This window comes from Rhodococcus sp. IEGM1339, from assembly GCF_050321925.1.
GTDB classification, from domain to species: Bacteria; Actinomycetota; Actinomycetes; order Mycobacteriales; family Mycobacteriaceae; genus Rhodococcus; species Rhodococcus pyridinivorans.
Map to the genome: position 1 here is coordinate 118,114 of NZ_JBNQFT010000010.1, position 15,792 is coordinate 133,905.

Here is a 15,792-nt window from a genome sequence, read left to right on the forward strand (position 1 = left end):
TCCATCGTCGCTTACAACCCCAGGTACTGCTCGAGTTCGAACGGGGTGACCTGGCTGCGGTAGTTCTCCCACTCCCGCCACTTGTTGCGCAGGAAGTAGTCGAAGACGTGCTCACCGAGGGTCTCGGCGACGAGTTCGGACTTCTCCATCTCGCGCAGCGCGATGTCGAGATCGGTGGGCAGTTCGCGGTAACCCATGGCGCGACGCTCGGCGGAGGTCAGCGACCACACGTCGTCCTCGGCCTCGGGTGCGAGCTCGTAACCCTTCTCGATGCCGCGCAGACCGGCCGCGAGCAACACCGCGAAGGTGAGGTAGGGATTGCACGCCGAGTCGGGGGTGCGGATCTCGACGCGCCGCGACGACGCCTTGTTCGGGGTGTACATCGGGACACGCACGAGCGCGGAGCGGTTGGACGGACCCCAGCAGGCGGCCGTCGGTGCCTCTCCCCCGTGCACGAGACGCTTGTACGAGTTGACCCACTGGTTGGTGACGGCGCTGATCTCGTTGGAGTGTTCGAGGATGCCGGCGATGAACGCCTTGCCGGTCGCCGAGAGCTGCAGCGGGTCGTCCGGGTCGTGGAAGGCGTTGGTCTCACCTTCGAACAGCGACATGTGGGTGTGCATCGCCGAACCGGCGTGGTCGCGGAAGGGCTTGGGCATGAAGGTGGCCCGCACGCCCTCCTGCATCGCGATCTCCTTGACCACGTAGCGGAAGGTCATGACGTTGTCGGCCATGGACAGCGCATCGGCGTAGCGCAGGTCGATCTCCTGCTGGCCCGGTGCGGTTTCGTGGTGGCTGAACTCCACCGAGATACCCATGGATTCGAGCGCGTCGATGGCGTGACGCCGGAAGTGCGGGGCGGAACGGTGCACCGACTGGTCGAAGTAGCCGCCGATGTCGGCCGGCACGGGTGCACTGCCCTCGGGGCCGTCCTCGACGAGGAAGAACTCGATCTCGGGGTGCACGTAGCAGCTGAACCCGAGATCGGAAGCCTTGTTGAGCTGACGCCTCAGCACGTGGCGGGGATCGGCCCAGCTCGGGGTGCCGCCGGGCATGGTGATGTCGCAGAACATCCGGGCCGAGTACTGGTGGCCCCGGTCGTCGCTCCAGGGCAGCACCTGGAAGGTGGTGGCGTCGGGACGCGCAACCATGTCGGCTTCGGAGATGCGGGAGAAGCCCTCGACGGCCGAGCCGTCGAAGCCGATGCCCTCCTCGAAGGCCCCTTCGAGTTCGGCAGGCGCGATCGCCACCGACTTGAGAGTGCCGACGACGTCGGTGAACCACAGACGCACGAACCGAATGTCGCGCTCTTCGAGGGTGCGGAGCACGAACTCCTTCTGGCGATCCATACCCGCGAGACTAGGCACAATCCGTTAATTCCGTGTTACATCGGCAGGCGCATCCGGATGGCGTGTCGCTCACACGCCCCTCCGGTCAACAGCGAGGATCCCGCGCGGGCACCTCGAGATCCACCAGATAGCTGGTCACAGCGGTGTCCACGCACTCGTTGCCGTCCAGGGCGACGGTGTGCTGCGTTCCCTCGAAGGTCACCAGGACACCACCGAGCCGGGCGGCGAGTTCGACCCCCGCGTCGTAGGGGGTCGCGGGATCCCCGGTCGTCGAGACCACGAGCACGGGCGGCAGATCGCGAACGTCGGGAGTGTGCGGTTCCCCGGTGGCCGGCACCGGCCAGAAGGCACAGACGTCGAGGGCCGCCGATCCGGTGCCGCGGCCGTCGTCGAGGAAGGGTGCGGCCGCGCGGAACCGCGTGTCGAGTTCGCCCGCGAGCGCCCGGTCGGTCACCGGTGGGTCGTCCACGCACCGGATCGCGTTGAAAGCGTCGGTGATGTTGCTGTAGGTGCCGTCCTCGCCGCGCCCTTCGTAGAGATCGGCGAGCCGCAACAGGGTGTCGCCGGTGCCGGTGGTCGCGAGCGCCTCCAGCCCACCGCGCAGCGAACCCCACAGGGTGGGCGAATACAGGCCCTGCTGCACACCGGTGATGGCGTCGCGGTGGCTCAGTCCGCGCGGATCGGTGGTCGGTGCCGGAGCGTCGAGCAGCGGGTCGACGAGCCCCCGGAACCGCTCGGCGGCCCGGGCCGGATCGGCCCCGAGGGGGCACCCCGCGTACTGCGCACAGTACGCCGCGAACTCGTCGAAGGCCTTCTGGAAGCCCACGGCCTGCAGCACGATCTCCTCGACCGGGTCCTGCTCCGGATCGATCGCACCGTCGAGCACCATCGCCCGCACCCGGCCCGGGAAGGCCTCGGCATAGAGGGTGCCGAGCCGGGTGCCGTAGGAGTAGCCGAGATAGGTCAGCGCGTCGTCGCCCAGAACGCCGCGAAGCACGTCCATGTCCTGCACGACCTCACGAGTGCCGACGTGGGCGAGCAGATCCGTACCGTTGCGTTCGGCGCACAACTGCGCGTACTCGCGATTGCGCTTCTCCGTCGCGGCGATGCCCTCAGGGCTCGTGTCCCCGTCGTCCACAGCACGGTCGGCGTCGAACTCGGCGTCGGTGAGGCAGCGGACCGCCGGTTCGGACGATCCGACACCGCGGGGGTCGAAGCCGACCACGTCGAAGCGGTCGGCGAGGACGGTGCCGTCGGCCGCGAGCGCGGTGGACAGTCCCGAGGCGCCCGGGCCGCCGGGGTTGACCAGCAGGGAACCGATCCGGTCGCCGCCGGCGGGCAGTCGCGACACCGCGAGGGTGATCACCTCACCGTCCGGGTCCTCGTAGTCGAGGGGAACCTCGATGCGTGCGCACTCCACACCCTGCCGCACCATCATCGTCCCGTCGGCGTCGTACGGCCCGCACGACTCCCAGTCGACGTCCTGCTCATAGAACCGTTCGAGGCCCGGAACCACTCCGACCGCCGACGGCTGTCGTTGTTCCTGCGCGGTGTCACCGCACGCGGTCGCCGCGGCAGCGGCCACGAGCGCCAGGACGGACAGACGACGGATGCGCGCGCGAGCAGGATGGGGCACGATCCGATCGTGCCATGCCCCGGTCAACCTGCAGCGACACGACCTGCACTCTCTTCCGAGCGGTCGTTCGGTGTGACGAATCGCACCGCTGCGCGGCCTTCGCGCTCTCCGGGCCGAGTGGCAGACTGAGACAGTCATCACCCGACCCGGGGACCCCGAGGGCCTCGAGGAAGAAAGGGACAGTGATGTCCGACAACGTGACGTCCGTATACGGCGGCGCGGCCTCCGCTGCAGCCCCTGTCGACACCCCCAAACGCAAGACACGAGTCCATCACCTGCAGGCGATGAAGGCCGAAGGCCGCCGCTGGGCAGAGTTGACGGCCTACGACTACTCCTCCGCCCGCATCTTCGAGGAGGCGGGTATCCCCGTCCTGCTCGTGGGCGATTCCGCAGCCAACGTCGTCTACGGCTACGACACCACGGTGCCCGTGACCGTCGACGAACTCCTCCCCCTCGTCCGCGGCGTCGTGCGCGGTGCTCCGCACGCGCTCGTCGTCGCCGACCTGCCGTTCGGCTCGTACGAGGCCTCGCCTGAACAGGCCCTCGCCACGGCCGTGCGGTTCATGAAGGAGGGCGGCGCCCACGCGGTGAAGCTCGAGGGTGGCGAGCGGATGGCTCCGCAGATCGCCGCGATCACCGCCGCCGGCATCCCCGTGCAGGCACACATCGGCTTCACCCCGCAGTCCGTGAACACACTCGGCGGGTTCCGGGTGCAGGGCCGCGGCGACGGCGCCGAGCAGCTCGTCGCCGACGCGATCGCCGTCCAGGAGGCAGGCGCCTTCTCCGTCGTGATGGAGATGGTGCCGGCCGACCTGGCCGGGCAGGTCACCCGCAAGCTGAGCATCCCGACCGTCGGCATCGGCGCCGGCAACGAGTGCGACGCCCAGGTCCTCGTCTGGCAGGACATGGCCGGCTACACGAGCGGGAAGACCGCGAAGTTCGTCAAGAAGTTCGGACAGGTGGGCGACGAACTGCGCCGCGCCGCAACACAATACGCAGCAGAGGTCGGGCAGGGCACCTTCCCGGGGCCCGAGCACTCCTTCTGAGGATCTGCGACGACGGGCACCATCGACGAGTTCGGTGGTGCCCGTCGCATTCTTCGGGCACCTTCCGGATCGGTGGCAGACTCGACGACGACCCGACCGTACGAAACCACGAGGTGTCCATGCAGCTCCGCTTCAGTCTCGTCCCCGCCGTCACCGCCGCACTGGCCGGTGTTCTCGTCGGCTGCGCACCGGCTCAGGATCGGGCACCCAGCGGAACGTCGACCGACGCCACGGTCGAGACGTCGCGGTCGACGGAGCCCACGCGTTCGCCGTCCGCGGCAGGCTCACCCTCGGAAGCCGGAGCCGGGGGCTTCACCGAAGCGCAGACCGCCGACCTGTGTGCTCGTCTCGAAGGTCAGTTGTCGAACTGGCGCACCTACACCCCGTCGGTGGGTCGCGGCGGCCTCAACATCCTCGTCGGTGAATGGGGTGCGGCGAACGGTGTCGATCTCGTCGTGCTCGCGGGCGACCGGGGCCGCATCGACGCGGCGACCTCCTCGCAGTGCCCGCAGGTGCGCGAGGAGGCCCTGCGCGGCCTCGACATTCCCGATCTCGCGTCGGGTCTCGTCGGGTTCTGACCCGTGGAGCGACGCGAACTGTATCCGCCGATCGAGCCGCACGAGACGGGCATGCTCGACGTCGGTGACGGCCAGCAGCTGTACTGGGAGGTCAGCGGCAACCCGCAAGGCAAGCCCGTGGTCTTCCTCCACGGTGGTCCGGGTGGCGGCACCGCACCCCTGCACCGGCGCTTCTTCGATCCGGGCGCCTACCGGATCGTGTTGTTCGACCAGCGCGGCTGCGGCCGGTCGCAGCCCCACGTGGCCGACGGCGCCGATCTGTCGGTCAACACCACCGACCATCTGGTCGCCGACATCGAGCGGCTGCGCACCTTCCTCGGTGTGGACCGGTGGATGGTCTTCGGCGGGTCGTGGGGCTCGACGCTCGCCCTCGCCTACGCCCAGCGGCACCCCGAGCACGTCACCGAACTCGTCCTGCGCGGGATCTTCCTGCTGCGCCGCAGCGAGATCGACTGGTACTACAACGGCGGCGCCGGGCAACTGTTCCCTGAGGCGTGGGAAGGATTCTGTGCCCCGCTCGCCACCACTGGGCCCGGCGAGCATCCCGTGGACGTCTACCACCGCCTGCTGCACTCGACCGATCCGGACGTCGCCCTGAACGCGGCGATCGCGTGGTCCACCTGGGAGGGCGCCACGAGTTCACTGCTGCCGAACCCGGATCGCGTCGCGGAGACGGCCGAACCCCGGTTCGCGTTGGCCTTCGCTCGTATCGAGAACCACTACTTCCACCACCGTGGCTTCTTCGACGAGGGGGCACTCCTGCGCGACGCGCATCTGCTGCGCGACATCCCGGGCGTGATTGTGCAGGGCCGCTACGACGTGGTGTGCCCGACGCGCAGCGCGCACGACCTGCACGAGGCGTGGCCGTTCTCCCGCCTGCACATCGTCGACGACGCGGGCCATGCGGCGACCGAACCGGGAATCGTGCACCGGCTCGTCGAGGCCACCGACACCTTCCGCTGACCCGGATCAGCCCGGCAACCGCCCGAAGCCGACCACGGCGTCGTCCCCGGTCACGTCGAGTTCGTGGACGCGGATGCGGCCCATCTCGTTTCCGCCGACGGTGATCGCGGAATCACCGTCGACGGCGACGACGATGTTCGTGTGCTCGCGCTGACCGACACCGATCCTGTTGTGGTACAGCACCACATCGCCGACCTCCGGCCGGTACCCCGTGCCTGCCGGTTCGTAGCGGTCGGCTTGCTCGTAGAACTCACCGAGCGTGAACACGCCGGGGATCCGCCAGTGGCCCGAGTGCGGATTGGACAGTGGTACACCGGCTTCCCGCATGATCCAGCTGACGAAGTCGGCGCACCACGGTTCGCGGACACCCTCCGAGTAGAACGTGCCGGGATTCTGCGCCTCGTGCTGCTCCTCGAGCAGTTCGACGATCCGCACCTGCGTCGGTGTCAACGCCGAGGTGTCGATCTCGGGGAATGCCGCGCTGTCCCACGGGAACAGCCGGTTCGGCAGGATCCACCACACGAGCACCGCGAGCACCGCGCACAACGCGACCGCGACGGTGAGGACGGCAGCGACCGGCCGTCGCCGCCGCCGCGGCGTCTCACCGGTCATGGTCGAAACGGATCTTGCGTGCCTGCGGGTCGGCGAGGGTGAGCCGCACCCGCACCGTGCTGCCCTCCTCCGGTGCCCCGCCGCACGGGCCGATGACGGTCTCGGAGGCGACGAACACCTCCGCGTCGCGCCGCTCGGTGGCCTCCTTCAGGACCGTCGCCTCGAAGGTCTCCCCCACCCGTGGCGCGAGCACGACGGCCTCGGTCAGGTCGATGCACGCGCGGTTCACCTTGCCGGCGAGCGAATCGGTCGACGACATGATCTTCGGCATCGCGGCCAGTGCGGTGCGGACCTCGTTCGGGACGTCCCGGCCCGACGACACCGCGAGGCACACCTCGGTGGCGTACCGGTCGGACAACCGGCGCAGCGGCGCGGTGACGTGCGCGTAGGGCGCACCGATCGCGCCGTGCAGGATCGTCTCGGGCAGGTCACCGTCGAAGGCCGCGTAGGACGCACCGCGCAGCAGTGTCGGCGCTTCGCTCATCAGCACGAGCGTCTTCGGGTCGTTGGCGTCGAGCGAGGCGAGGAAGGCACCGACACCCAGCCCCGTCGGCCACGGCATGTCGAGCGACCGCGCGGTGCGGCGCAGAGCATCGACCGCGGCGGGATCGGTGGGTGGGAGCGTGCGCAGCAGCCCGACCCGCGCGCCGATCATGATCTGCGCGGCGCACATCCCGGTGAGCAGCGAGATCTCGGAGTTCCACTCGTCGGCCTCGGTCCGCGGTTCGATCTGCAGCCTCCAGCCGTCGCCGTCCTGCACGACGTCCTGCGTGGGCAGACGCAGTTCGATCGCGCCGCGCGCGAGCGCCGCGGCCGAGCGCAACCGGCCGAAGTCGGGCAACGCCTCGACGGACGGATGCAACCTGTCCGCGTCGGCGTCGCGCTGCACTCCGGCGTAGTCCATGCGCGCGACCGACCGGACGAGCGCACGCCGCACGCTCACCGCGACGGGCTCCCCGCCGTGGTCGGTCTCGATCCGCCACAACGCAGCCGGGCGGACGGCGTCCGGCAGCAGGCTCGCCGTGCCCTCGGACAGCTCGCGTGGATGCAACGGCACCGAGCCGTCGGGCAGATAGTAGGTCTGCCCGCGGCGGTGCGTCTCGGCGTCCAGTGCGCCACTCGGTTCGACGAGTGCGTACACGTCGGCGATCGCATAGTGCAGCACGAAGCCGTCGTCGGTGCGTTCGAGGTGCATCGCCTGATCGAGATCCATCGACCCGAGTGGGTCGATGGTCACGAGCGGCAGATCGGTGCGGTCCTCACGTACGTCCGCGAAGCGGTCGGCCGCCCGCCGCGCCTCGTCGAGGGCATCCGACGCGAACTCGTCGACGAGGTCGAACTCGGCGCGCACGTCGGCGAAGTCGATCGCCGGCGCGACGACGATGGGAGTGGTCACCACGATGCTCGGGAACTCCTGCGGTTCCGGGTGCTCGTCGTCGAACTCAACCGTTCTTCCAGTCGTCGTCGGCGGCGTCGGCCGCCTTGTTCCGCTCTGCCGCGATCTCCAGCGCCCGCTGAGCGGTCTCCCTGTCCGGATAGGGACCCATGCGGTTGAGGGCGTGCGGATCCTTGCCCTGGGAGACCTTCCCCGTACGCACGTCGTAGTACCAGCCGTCGTCGCTCATGGTCTCAGTGTGCCCGAATCGCATCTGTCTGTACGGACAACCCGACGGTTGGCGTGGCGCGGTACTGTCGGGCCGCACGCATGTGCTCGACGTCCGAACGAAGGAGCAAGCAATGTCCTACATCCTCTACGACGCGTTGCTGCCCTGGCTGGGTCCGGATGCGGCCTCCTACTGGGCGCACCTGCTGGTCATCGATCCGATCTGACCCGACCGGTAGCAACGCGGTGGGATCGGGAGACGCCGGGCGAACGAGCCGGCCTGTAAGCCGGATCCTGTCCCCCGCCGAAACGGGGTGGCGACCATCCATCTGGGCACACCGTCGCCGGGTACCTCGAGCGGTTCACCCGCAGGCTCGGGCGAGCAGCCCTCGAACACCTGCGCAGCCGCACCGCACGCGGTGCGACCTTCAACCTTGCTCCGGGCGGGGTTTACCTAGCCGCCCCGGTCACCCGGGGCGCTGGTGCGCTCTTACCGCACCCTTTCACCCTTACCTGCCGTACGGCAGGCGGTTTGCTTTCTGTGGCACTGTCCCGCGAGTCACCTCGGGTTGCCGTTAGCAACCGCCCTGCTCTGTGGAGTCCGGACTTTCCTCGATTCAGGGCCTGGCCCCATCCGGTACCGGTTCCCTGCTCCGCGGCCGCCCGGCCGACTCGTTCGCTCGACCAGACTATCCCGCGGCGTATCGGCGCCGCCAACTACGGTGCACTCATGACGCGACTCGTGGCCCTGCTCCGCGGAATCAACGTCGGCGGCATCCGCATCCGGATGGCCGATCTGAAGAAGGTCTTCGTCGGCCTCGGCTTCGAGAACGTCCGCACCGTACTCGCGTCCGGCAACGTGCTCTTCGACTCCGAGGACGACCCCGCCACCGCGAAGGCCCGGATCGAGGCCGCACTCACCGAGCGGTTCGGTTACGAGGCCTACACCTTCGTCGTCGAGCAGTCGTATCTCGCGCGGGTCGTCGAGGCGTATCCCTTCGACGACGCACGCGCCGACCGGCATTCGTACGTCGTGTTCGTCTCCGATCCCGCCGTACTCGAATCGCTGGCCGCCCTGTCGGACGATCTCGATCCGAATCTCGAGTGCATCGAGGTAGGCAAGAGGGTCCTCTACTGGCAGGTCGTGAAGGGCTCGACGCTCGACAGTGCCGTGGGGAAACAGTCGGGTTCGGCCCGGAACAAGGCGACGACGACCGTCCGGAACCTCAACACGCTGCGTCGACTGGCCTGACAGGGCACGTCGCCGGCCATCGCACCTGCGTACAGACTGCAGGTAGCGTCCCTCCTCGACATTCGGCCCGCCGGAAGGTCCAGGATGCGCAGACGCACCGGAGCATTCGCCTCGATCGCCGCGGCTGCACTCCTCGCGACCACACCGACGGTGGAGACCGCCGAGTCCGATACCGACTTCTACACGTCCCCTCCGGCCTTCAAGACGGCGCCGCTCGGCGACGTCCTGCGCACCGCATCGTCGGTCGCCGCCGTCGTCCCGAAAACCCCGGCCGTCCTCGACGCGGCCGTCACCCGCGTGATGTACCGCAGCGGTCTCGACCCCGACGACCCGATCGCGTTCTGGGGATATTCGCAGGGCGGCATGGCATCCGCCTCGGCCGCCGAACTCGCCGCCACGTACGCCCCCGAACTGTCGGTGGTCGGCGCCGTGGCCGGTTCACCGCCCGCCGACCTGGGCGACCTCGCCGTGGCCGGCGACGGATCCCTGCTCTCCGGCGGGATCGGCTGGGTCGTCGACGGTTTCATCTCGGCGACGAGCCGTGGGCGTCGCTGGTCGTCGAGCAGCAACTCAGCAACCGCGCCCCGGCAATGCCGGTCTTCGTGGCGCAGAGCACGGGCGACGACTTCGTGCTCGTCCAAGGGGTCGACCCCATGGTCGACAAGTGGTGCTCGGCCGGCGCCGACGTCACCTACCGCCGCTACGACGTCGGACCCGTTCTGACGAAGACCGGGACGGGCCATCTGATCGGCATGTTCCCGGCCGTCGTCGAAGGCCTCGACTGGCTCGATCAGCGGTTCTCCGGCCGGGAATCCCAGTCCGGCTGCACCGCCCGACATCCCGCCGGAAGAATTTCTCGGGACCGTGTAGCACCCTCAGTCGGCCGACAGATAGACCTGATGAGTGGCCGCGCAGGCAACCCCCCGACATGTCTGCGCGGCCACTTGTCGTTTCGCGACCGCTACGGGTTCAGAGGTGCGAGGTGTCGTTGACGAGCCGCACGGACGAGCCGCCGTCCGCGTAGAACTCGGCGATGCTGAGCGACGCGAGATCCAGGTGCAGGCGGTACAGCAGCGATGGGCCGGACTCGAGCGCCATCTGCAGGAACGTCTTGATGGGCGTGACGTGCGAGACGACCAGCACGGTCGAGCTGACGTAGTCGGTCAGCAGGTCGTCGCGCACCGAGGCGATCCGCTTGGCGACCTCGTCGAAGCTCTCGCCGTTCGGGGGTCGCACGGAGGTGTCGCCGAGCCAGCGGCGGTGCAGTTCGGGATCGCGACGCGCGGCCTCGGCGAAGGTGAGACCCTCCCAGTCGCCGAAATCCGTCTCGATCAGCCCGTCGTGCACCGTCACCGGGAGATCGAGGGCGTCGGCGGCCGCAGCGGCCGTCTCCCGCGCTCGCCCCAGCGGTGACGCCAGCACGGCGGTGATCCCGCCGCGGGCACCGAGTCGCCGGGCCGCGGCGACCGCCTGGTCGCGACCGAGTTCGGTCAGCTCCGGGTTGCCCCGCCCCGAGTAGCGACGCTCGACCGACAGCGAGGTCTGCCCGTGACGCAGCAGCAGAAGACGGGTCGGTGACCCGACCGCACCGGTCCAGCCGGGTGAAGGCGGCACTGCCGGATCGGGCACAGGCACGGCCGGCGGGGTGGCGACGTTCTCGATCCCCGCATTCGACGGCGCCACGGGACGCGTCACAGTGTCGGACGCGACGTCCAGCAGCGCTTCGGCCGCCGCGTCCATCGCGGCGTTGGCCAGCCGGTCGGCGTGGGCGTTCTCTGCACGCGGGATCCACGTGAAGTCGACGCTGCGGAACCGGCCGGCGAGCTCACGTGCCTGCGCGGCCAGCGGGATCATGTCGGCATGTTTGACCTGCCACCGTCCGCTCATCTGCTCGACGACGAGCTTGGAATCCATGCGGACGTGCACCTCGTCGGCGCCGAGCTCGGCGGCGGCGGTGAGACCGGCGATCAGACCCTTGTACTCGGCGACGTTGTTCGTCGCGCGCCCGATGCTCGCCTGGCGTTCGGCGAGGACGGTCCGATGGTCGGCATCGAAGACCACGGCACCGTAACCGGCCGGTCCGGGATTCCCGCGAGAACCACCGTCCGCTTCGACGACGACCGTCGTCACAGTCCGGATTCCTTGGTGCGAACCAGGATCGCGTCGCACTCCGGGCACCGGACGAGCAGATCGGCAGGTGCGGCGGCGATCCGGGCGATCTCACCGCGGTCCAGTTCGAGACGGCACGCGCCGCAGCGGCGGGCCTGCAGCAGTGCGGCGCCGATGCCGGACTTCTCGCGCTGCTTCTCGTAGAGCGTCACCAGTTCCGTAGGAAAGACGGCGAGCAGTGCCTCGCGGTCGCTGCGGCACCGCTGCTCGGCCACCTCGATGTCGGCGAGCGCCTCGTCGCGGGCCCGGACGGCGTCGCCGAGCTGGTCGTCGACCTGCGAGACCCGCGCACCGGCGTGGTCGTGGTCGGCCTTCGACGCCTCACGACGCTCCATGACCTCGAGCAGGTCGTCCTCGAGTGCCGCCTGGCGACGCTCGAGGCTGGTGAGCTCGTGCTGCAGTTCGGTGAGCTGCTTCGATCCCACCGAGCCGCTCTGGAGCATCGACCGGTCGCGGTCGGCGCGCATGCGCACGGCCTCGATCTCGCCCTCGAGCTTCCGGATGTCCCGGTCGAGGTCGTCGAGGATGATCTCGACTGCCACCGCGGCGTCCTTGCGCGCGTTGCGCTCGGTCTGCAAGCGGTCCACCTCCTGCTGTTCGGGCAGTGTCCGACGGCGATGCGCGAGGCGGTTCAGCTCTGCGTCCACGGCGGCGAGGGACAGCAGCTTGGCCTGCACGGTGGGTTCGACGTTCACTCGGGTGGTTCCTGCTTTCGATGGTGTGTCGGTGGACCGGGAGTCGGCGGCCACGCGGGACGTGTCGTAGCTGATTACCGTACCGCGCCCGCCGCGGTCGTCCAGGGATCGGTGCGCAACTCGCTGACCCGCGCCTGCCAGCCGTCCCGATCGGCGAACGCCCTATCGAGGACGTCGCGGGCCTGCGCGCACCACGGGTACTCGCTCGCCCAGTGCGCGACGTCCACCAGCGCGGGACCCCCGGCGCGCAGATGCTCGTCGGCGGGATGGTGCCGCAGGTCGGCGGTGACGTAGACGTCGACGCCCTGCGCGGTGGCGAGCCCGAGGAAAGAATCACCGGATCCGCCGCACACCGCCACGGTCCGCACCGGCCGGTCGGGGTCGCCCGCACCGCGCACACCCCATTCGGTGGCCGGCAGCGCGGCGGCGACGTCGGCGGTGAACTCGCGCAACGTGCGGGTCTGCGGCAGCTCCCCCACCCGGCCGAGCCCGCGATCGCTCGGCAGGTCGGCGAGTTCGATGATGTCGAAGGCCGGTTCCTCGTACGGGTGCGCGTCGCGCAGGGCCGCGAGTACCGCCGCGCGCGACCGGCGCGGCGCGATGACCTCGATCCGGTCCTCGGGGACGCGTTCGAGGTCGCCGACCGAGCCGACGGCCGGGTCCGCGCCGTCGACCGGGCGGAACTGGCCGGTGCCCGTGGTCGACCAGCAGCATTCGCGGTAGTTGCCGAGAGCACCCGCGCCCGCTGCGAACAGTCCCGCGCGCACCGTGTCGGCGGCGTCGGACGGCACCATCACGACCCACTTGTCGGTCGCGGGTTCGGGCTTGGCCTCGAGCGGTCGCAGGCCGGTCAGGCCCAGCGCCCCGGCGAGGGCGTCCGAGACACCGGGGTTCGCACGGTCGGCGTTGGTGTGCGCGGTGAACAGAGCGCAGCCGCCGCGGATGAGGCGGTGGATCAGCGCGCCCTTGGGGGTGTGCGCGCCCACCGTGTCGACTCCGCGCAGCAGCAGCGGGTGGTGCACCAGCAGCAGTTGCGCGCCCCATTCGATCGCCTCGTCGACGACAGCCGCGGTCGCGTCGACGGCGAGCAGCACCTTGCGCACCGGCTCGTCGGGGTCGCCGGCGACGAGTCCCACCGAGTCCCAGCTCTCCGCCAGCGACGGCGGGTAGGCCGTCTCCAGAACGTCGATCACCTCACGCAGCGTCGCCGCCGTCACGTCCACCTCCAGCCGATCCGCTCTCTCCTACGCGCACGACCCTACGCGGCGGAAGACCGAACGAACGGGGAGAATGGCCCGGTGACCGTTCTTGCTGCCACCCAGCCGCTCGTGCTCCCTGCTCCCGTCGTCCTCTTCGATCTGGACGGCACGCTCACCGATTCCGCGACCGGGGTGATCAACGGGTTCCTCCACGCCGCCGAGACGACCGGTTTCGAGGCACCGGACGGCGACCTGCAGTGGCTGCTCGGACCGCCCATGCGCGACACCCTGCAGAATCTCGGGCTCGACGAGGAGCAGGTCGCTGCGGGACTCGCGGCCTACCGGGACTACTACTCCGCCACCGGCTGGGCGGAGAACGCCGTCTTCGACGGCATCGAAGCGGTGCTCGAGGCCGTCCGTGAGGCAGGTAGCCGCCTGGCGGTGGCGACGTCGAAGTCCCAGACGTTCGCCGAACGGATCCTCGACCACTTCGGTCTGACCGGATACTTCGAGTTCATCGGGGGTGCGAGCGACGACGGCGCCCGGCGGCACAAGTGGGAGGTCGTCGCGCACAGCCTCGCCGCTCTCGGGATCGATCCGCAGGATGCCGAGGCGGGCGGCACGACCGGTGTGGTGATGGTGGGCGACCGCGAGCACGACATCCACGGTGCGGGCCGGTTCGGCATCCCCACGGTCTTCGTCGAGTGGGGTTACGGGACCGAGACCGAGGGTCGTGCGGCGGCGCGGACGACCGCCTCGGTCGAGGAACTGCGGGAGGTACTCACGGGTGGACGCTGACGACCGCTTCCACGTGACCTTCGTGTGCACCGGCAACATCTGCCGGTCGCCGATGGCCGAGAAGATCTTCGCCGAGCACCTGCGGCGGGAGGGACTCGACGAGCGCGTCCGGGTGAGCAGCGCCGGCACGCACGGCTGGCACGTCGGGTCCGAGGCGGATCCGCGCACCGATGCGTTGCTGCAGCGGCACGGTTATCCCACCGGTCACTGCGCGGCGAAGCTCGGTGCCGAGCACCTGGCGGCCGACCTCGTCGTCGCCATGACCACCACTCACGAGCGGGCGCTGGCGCAGCTCGGTGTCCCGTCCGATCGCCGTGTGCTGCTGCGTTCGTTCGATCCCGACGCCGACGACGATTCCGTGCCCGATCCGTACTACGGCTCTCTCGACGAGTTCGAGCAGGTCCGCGAACAGATCGAAACCGCCGTTCCGGGCCTGCTCGAGCGGGTGCGGCAGCAGTGAGACGCACCTCACCGGCTACCGTGGATCTGTGCGCCGATTGACATTTCTCCTACGCCCCGGCTGGTTGGTCCTGGCACTGGTGGTCGTCGGCTTCGCCTACGCGTGCTTCACGGTCCTCGCGCCGTGGCAGCTGGGCAAGAACACGAGCACCGAGGACCGCAACGGTCGCATCGCTGCGTCGATGGCACAGGATCCGGTTCCCGTCGGTGACCTACTGGGCGGCGACGGTCCGACCATCGAGGACGAGTGGCGCCGTGCGCTCGCGCAGGGCTCCTATCTGCCCGAGTCGGACGTGCTCGTGCGGCTGCGCAGCGTCGGGTCGCAGCCGGCCTACGAGGTGCTGACTCCGTTCGCACTCGATTCCGGCGGAACGATCCTCGTCAACCGCGGGTACGTGCGGCCGGTCCGCGGCACCGAGATCCCCGAGATCCCGCCCGCGCCGTCCGGCCCCGTCACGCTCGACGCCCGCATCCGGATGTCCGAGGGAACGGTCGAGGACAAAGCCCCCTTCGTCGACGACGGCTACCAGCAGGTGTACTTCATCGACGCCCCGCAGGTCGCATCCGTCACTGGTCTCGATCTCGAGGACGTCTACCTGCAGCTCGACGCCGACCAGCCCGGCGGTCTCGGCGTGATCCCGCTCCCCCAGCTCGATTCGGGCCCGTACCTGTCGTACGGCCTGCAGTGGCTGGCGTTCGGGATCATGGCTCCGCTGGGTCTGGGCTATTTCGTGTGGGCCGAGCTGCGGGAGCGTAGGAAGTCCAAGGGTTCGCAAGACGGTGGTGACGCAGCCGAGGCCCCGGCGGAAGCGGCACCGCGCACCGCGAGCGAGAAGCTCGCCGATCGATACGGCCGGCCGCGGTGACCGAGCCGACCACCCTGCCCCGATTCGAGGAGCTCCCGATGTACGCGACCGTCGACGACTACCTGGCCGACAAGGATCCGGCCGCCGTCGATGTGTTCCGGCACGTGCGCGCCATGATCCTCGACCTCGGCGGCGACGTCACCGAGCACGTTCACGCGTCGGAGATCTCCTGGTCGCGGGGCCGTCCGTTCGCGGCGGCGTTCGTCTACGCCTCGCGTCTCGAGGTGGCTCTGGATCTGCCGCGGCGCATCCACCACGCGACGCTGCGTGAGGCGTTCCCGAAGAAGGGGACGGTGACGACGCACCGGCTGAGCGTCTCGTCGGTCGACGAACTCGACGACCACTTCGTGGAGTTGCTGAACGTCGCCTACCGCACCGCGGCGGAACCACGCGACTGACGTCTAGGGGATTTATGTGGATCGGACCCCGCTAGACGGTGGCCGGATCCACCGGAATCGCTACATGCGATTGTGGGCGCGGAGGGTTTCGAAACCACTCGTGACCTGGTAGTTCATCCAGGTCAGTGATGTGCGGTCCCGATGGCCTGGACTATCGATCCGACCCCAT

Annotated in this window: 17 protein-coding genes, 1 other RNA gene and 1 pseudogene; 10 read left to right on the plus strand and 9 right to left on the minus strand. The window is 69.4% G+C overall.

What is annotated here, in order from left to right:
• Positions 1-11 precede the first annotated feature (11 nt).
• A complete protein-coding gene (glnA, locus tag ACQR3U_RS12445) occupies positions 12-1,349 on the minus strand; it encodes a type I glutamate--ammonia ligase (protein ID WP_006554416.1) in 1,338 nt (445 codons plus the stop codon).
• Between the two features lie 85 nt (positions 1,350-1,434).
• Positions 1,435-2,985: an alpha/beta hydrolase gene (locus ACQR3U_RS12450; RefSeq protein ID WP_230810248.1), complete on the minus strand. Its 1,551-nt coding sequence runs from the start codon at positions 2,983-2,985 to the stop codon at positions 1,435-1,437.
• A gap of 185 nt (positions 2,986-3,170) precedes the next feature.
• Between ACQR3U_RS12450 and panB the strand changes: the two genes are divergently transcribed.
• From panB to pip, 3 genes are all read left to right on the plus strand, one after another.
• Positions 3,171-4,031, plus strand: a complete 861-nt coding sequence (panB, locus tag ACQR3U_RS12455; protein WP_094980373.1) for a 3-methyl-2-oxobutanoate hydroxymethyltransferase — start codon at positions 3,171-3,173, stop codon at positions 4,029-4,031.
• 119 nt (positions 4,032-4,150) lie between these two features.
• Positions 4,151-4,609: a hypothetical protein gene (locus tag ACQR3U_RS12460; protein ID WP_230810247.1), complete on the plus strand. Its 459-nt coding sequence runs from the start codon at positions 4,151-4,153 to the stop codon at positions 4,607-4,609.
• 51 nt (positions 4,610-4,660) lie between these two features.
• On the plus strand, positions 4,661-5,572 hold the full coding sequence (gene pip / locus ACQR3U_RS12465) for a prolyl aminopeptidase (RefSeq protein ID WP_052227279.1): 912 nt from the start codon (positions 4,661-4,663) through the stop codon (positions 5,570-5,572).
• 6 nt (positions 5,573-5,578) lie between these two features.
• On the opposite strand, the gene ACQR3U_RS12470 is transcribed toward pip, so the two are convergent.
• The 4 genes from ACQR3U_RS12470 to rnpB form a co-directional block, all read right to left on the minus strand.
• Complete coding sequence (locus ACQR3U_RS12470; protein ID WP_230810246.1) at positions 5,579-6,184, minus strand: CHAP domain-containing protein; 606 nt, start codon at positions 6,182-6,184, stop codon at positions 5,579-5,581.
• Entirely contained in the window at positions 6,174-7,583 is a 1,410-nt protein-coding gene (locus ACQR3U_RS12475) for an RNB domain-containing ribonuclease (protein WP_230810245.1), read from the minus strand. Before ACQR3U_RS12475 ends, ACQR3U_RS12470 begins: the two co-directional genes overlap by 11 nt.
• Before the next feature lie 43 nt (positions 7,584-7,626).
• Entirely contained in the window at positions 7,627-7,809 is a 183-nt protein-coding gene (locus tag ACQR3U_RS12480) for a hypothetical protein (RefSeq protein ID WP_006554424.1), read from the minus strand.
• A gap of 245 nt (positions 7,810-8,054) precedes the next feature.
• Positions 8,055-8,462: RNase P RNA component class A (rnpB, locus tag ACQR3U_RS12485), an RNA gene on the minus strand.
• A gap of 55 nt (positions 8,463-8,517) precedes the next feature.
• On the opposite strand from rnpB, the gene ACQR3U_RS12490 reads away from it, so the two are divergent.
• The 3 genes and pseudogenes from ACQR3U_RS12490 (at position 8,518) to ACQR3U_RS12500 (ending at position 10,031) form a co-directional block, all read left to right on the plus strand.
• A complete protein-coding gene (locus ACQR3U_RS12490) occupies positions 8,518-9,039 on the plus strand; it encodes a DUF1697 domain-containing protein (RefSeq protein ID WP_019289801.1) in 522 nt (173 codons plus the stop codon).
• A 300-nt stretch (positions 9,040-9,339) separates the two neighbouring features.
• Positions 9,340-9,510: pseudogene (locus tag ACQR3U_RS12495) on the plus strand (lipase family protein); the annotation flags it as partial.
• Between the two features lie 119 nt (positions 9,511-9,629).
• Positions 9,630-10,031, plus strand: coding sequence for a lipase family protein (locus tag ACQR3U_RS12500; protein ID WP_230810244.1), 402 nt, complete (start codon positions 9,630-9,632; stop codon positions 10,029-10,031).
• On the opposite strand, the gene ACQR3U_RS12505 is transcribed toward ACQR3U_RS12500, so the two are convergent.
• The 3 genes from ACQR3U_RS12505 to ACQR3U_RS12515 all read right to left on the minus strand — a co-directional run bounded on the left by ACQR3U_RS12505 (position 10,009) and on the right by ACQR3U_RS12515 (position 13,126).
• Positions 10,009-11,169, minus strand: a complete 1,161-nt coding sequence (locus ACQR3U_RS12505) for a bifunctional RNase H/acid phosphatase (protein WP_230810243.1) — start codon at positions 11,167-11,169, stop codon at positions 10,009-10,011. The genes ACQR3U_RS12500 and ACQR3U_RS12505 overlap by 23 nt on opposite strands.
• Positions 11,166-11,903, minus strand: a complete 738-nt coding sequence (locus ACQR3U_RS12510; protein ID WP_006554428.1) for a zinc ribbon domain-containing protein — start codon at positions 11,901-11,903, stop codon at positions 11,166-11,168. Before ACQR3U_RS12510 ends, ACQR3U_RS12505 begins: the two co-directional genes overlap by 4 nt.
• A gap of 74 nt (positions 11,904-11,977) precedes the next feature.
• Positions 11,978-13,126 carry a Nif3-like dinuclear metal center hexameric protein gene (locus ACQR3U_RS12515; protein ID WP_006554429.1) on the minus strand — a complete coding sequence of 383 codons (1,149 nt, stop codon included), beginning with the start codon at positions 13,124-13,126 and terminating at the stop codon, positions 11,978-11,980.
• 75 nt (positions 13,127-13,201) lie between these two features.
• On the opposite strand from ACQR3U_RS12515, the gene ACQR3U_RS12520 reads away from it, so the two are divergent.
• From ACQR3U_RS12520 to ACQR3U_RS12535, 4 genes are read left to right on the plus strand one after another with little or no spacing between them, the layout of a single operon-like run.
• Positions 13,202-13,900, plus strand: a complete 699-nt coding sequence (locus ACQR3U_RS12520) for an HAD hydrolase-like protein (RefSeq protein ID WP_006554430.1) — start codon at positions 13,202-13,204, stop codon at positions 13,898-13,900.
• Positions 13,890-14,360, plus strand: coding sequence for a low molecular weight protein-tyrosine-phosphatase (locus ACQR3U_RS12525; protein WP_269456343.1), 471 nt, complete (start codon positions 13,890-13,892; stop codon positions 14,358-14,360). The genes ACQR3U_RS12520 and ACQR3U_RS12525 overlap by 11 nt, the downstream gene beginning before the upstream one ends.
• 28 nt (positions 14,361-14,388) lie before the next feature.
• Positions 14,389-15,225 (plus strand): SURF1 family cytochrome oxidase biogenesis protein, encoded by an 837-nt coding sequence (locus ACQR3U_RS12530; protein ID WP_230810242.1) that lies wholly within the window; start codon positions 14,389-14,391, stop codon positions 15,223-15,225.
• Entirely contained in the window at positions 15,222-15,623 is a 402-nt protein-coding gene (locus ACQR3U_RS12535) for a DUF5655 domain-containing protein (RefSeq protein WP_006554434.1), read from the plus strand. The genes ACQR3U_RS12530 and ACQR3U_RS12535 overlap by 4 nt, the downstream gene beginning before the upstream one ends.
• Positions 15,624-15,792: the final 169 nt, after the last annotated feature.

Excerpts from the sequence above, each read along its gene's own strand:
- glnA (WP_006554416.1), bottom strand. The coding sequence starts at position 1,349 with ATGGATCGCCAGAAGGAGTTCGTGCTCCGCACCCTCGAAGAGCGCGAC.
- panB (WP_094980373.1), top strand. The coding sequence starts at position 3,171 with ATGTCCGACAACGTGACGTCCGTATACGGCGGCGCGGCCTCCGCTGCA.
- ACQR3U_RS12460 (WP_230810247.1), top strand. The coding sequence starts at position 4,151 with ATGCAGCTCCGCTTCAGTCTCGTCCCCGCCGTCACCGCCGCACTGGCC.
- pip (WP_052227279.1), top strand. The coding sequence starts at position 4,661 with ATGCTCGACGTCGGTGACGGCCAGCAGCTGTACTGGGAGGTCAGCGGC.
- ACQR3U_RS12470 (WP_230810246.1), bottom strand. The coding sequence starts at position 6,184 with ATGACCGGTGAGACGCCGCGGCGGCGGCGACGGCCGGTCGCTGCCGTC.
- ACQR3U_RS12480 (WP_006554424.1), bottom strand. The coding sequence starts at position 7,809 with ATGAGCGACGACGGCTGGTACTACGACGTGCGTACGGGGAAGGTCTCC.
- ACQR3U_RS12490 (WP_019289801.1), top strand. The coding sequence starts at position 8,518 with ATGACGCGACTCGTGGCCCTGCTCCGCGGAATCAACGTCGGCGGCATC.
- ACQR3U_RS12500 (WP_230810244.1), top strand. The coding sequence starts at position 9,630 with ATGCCGGTCTTCGTGGCGCAGAGCACGGGCGACGACTTCGTGCTCGTC.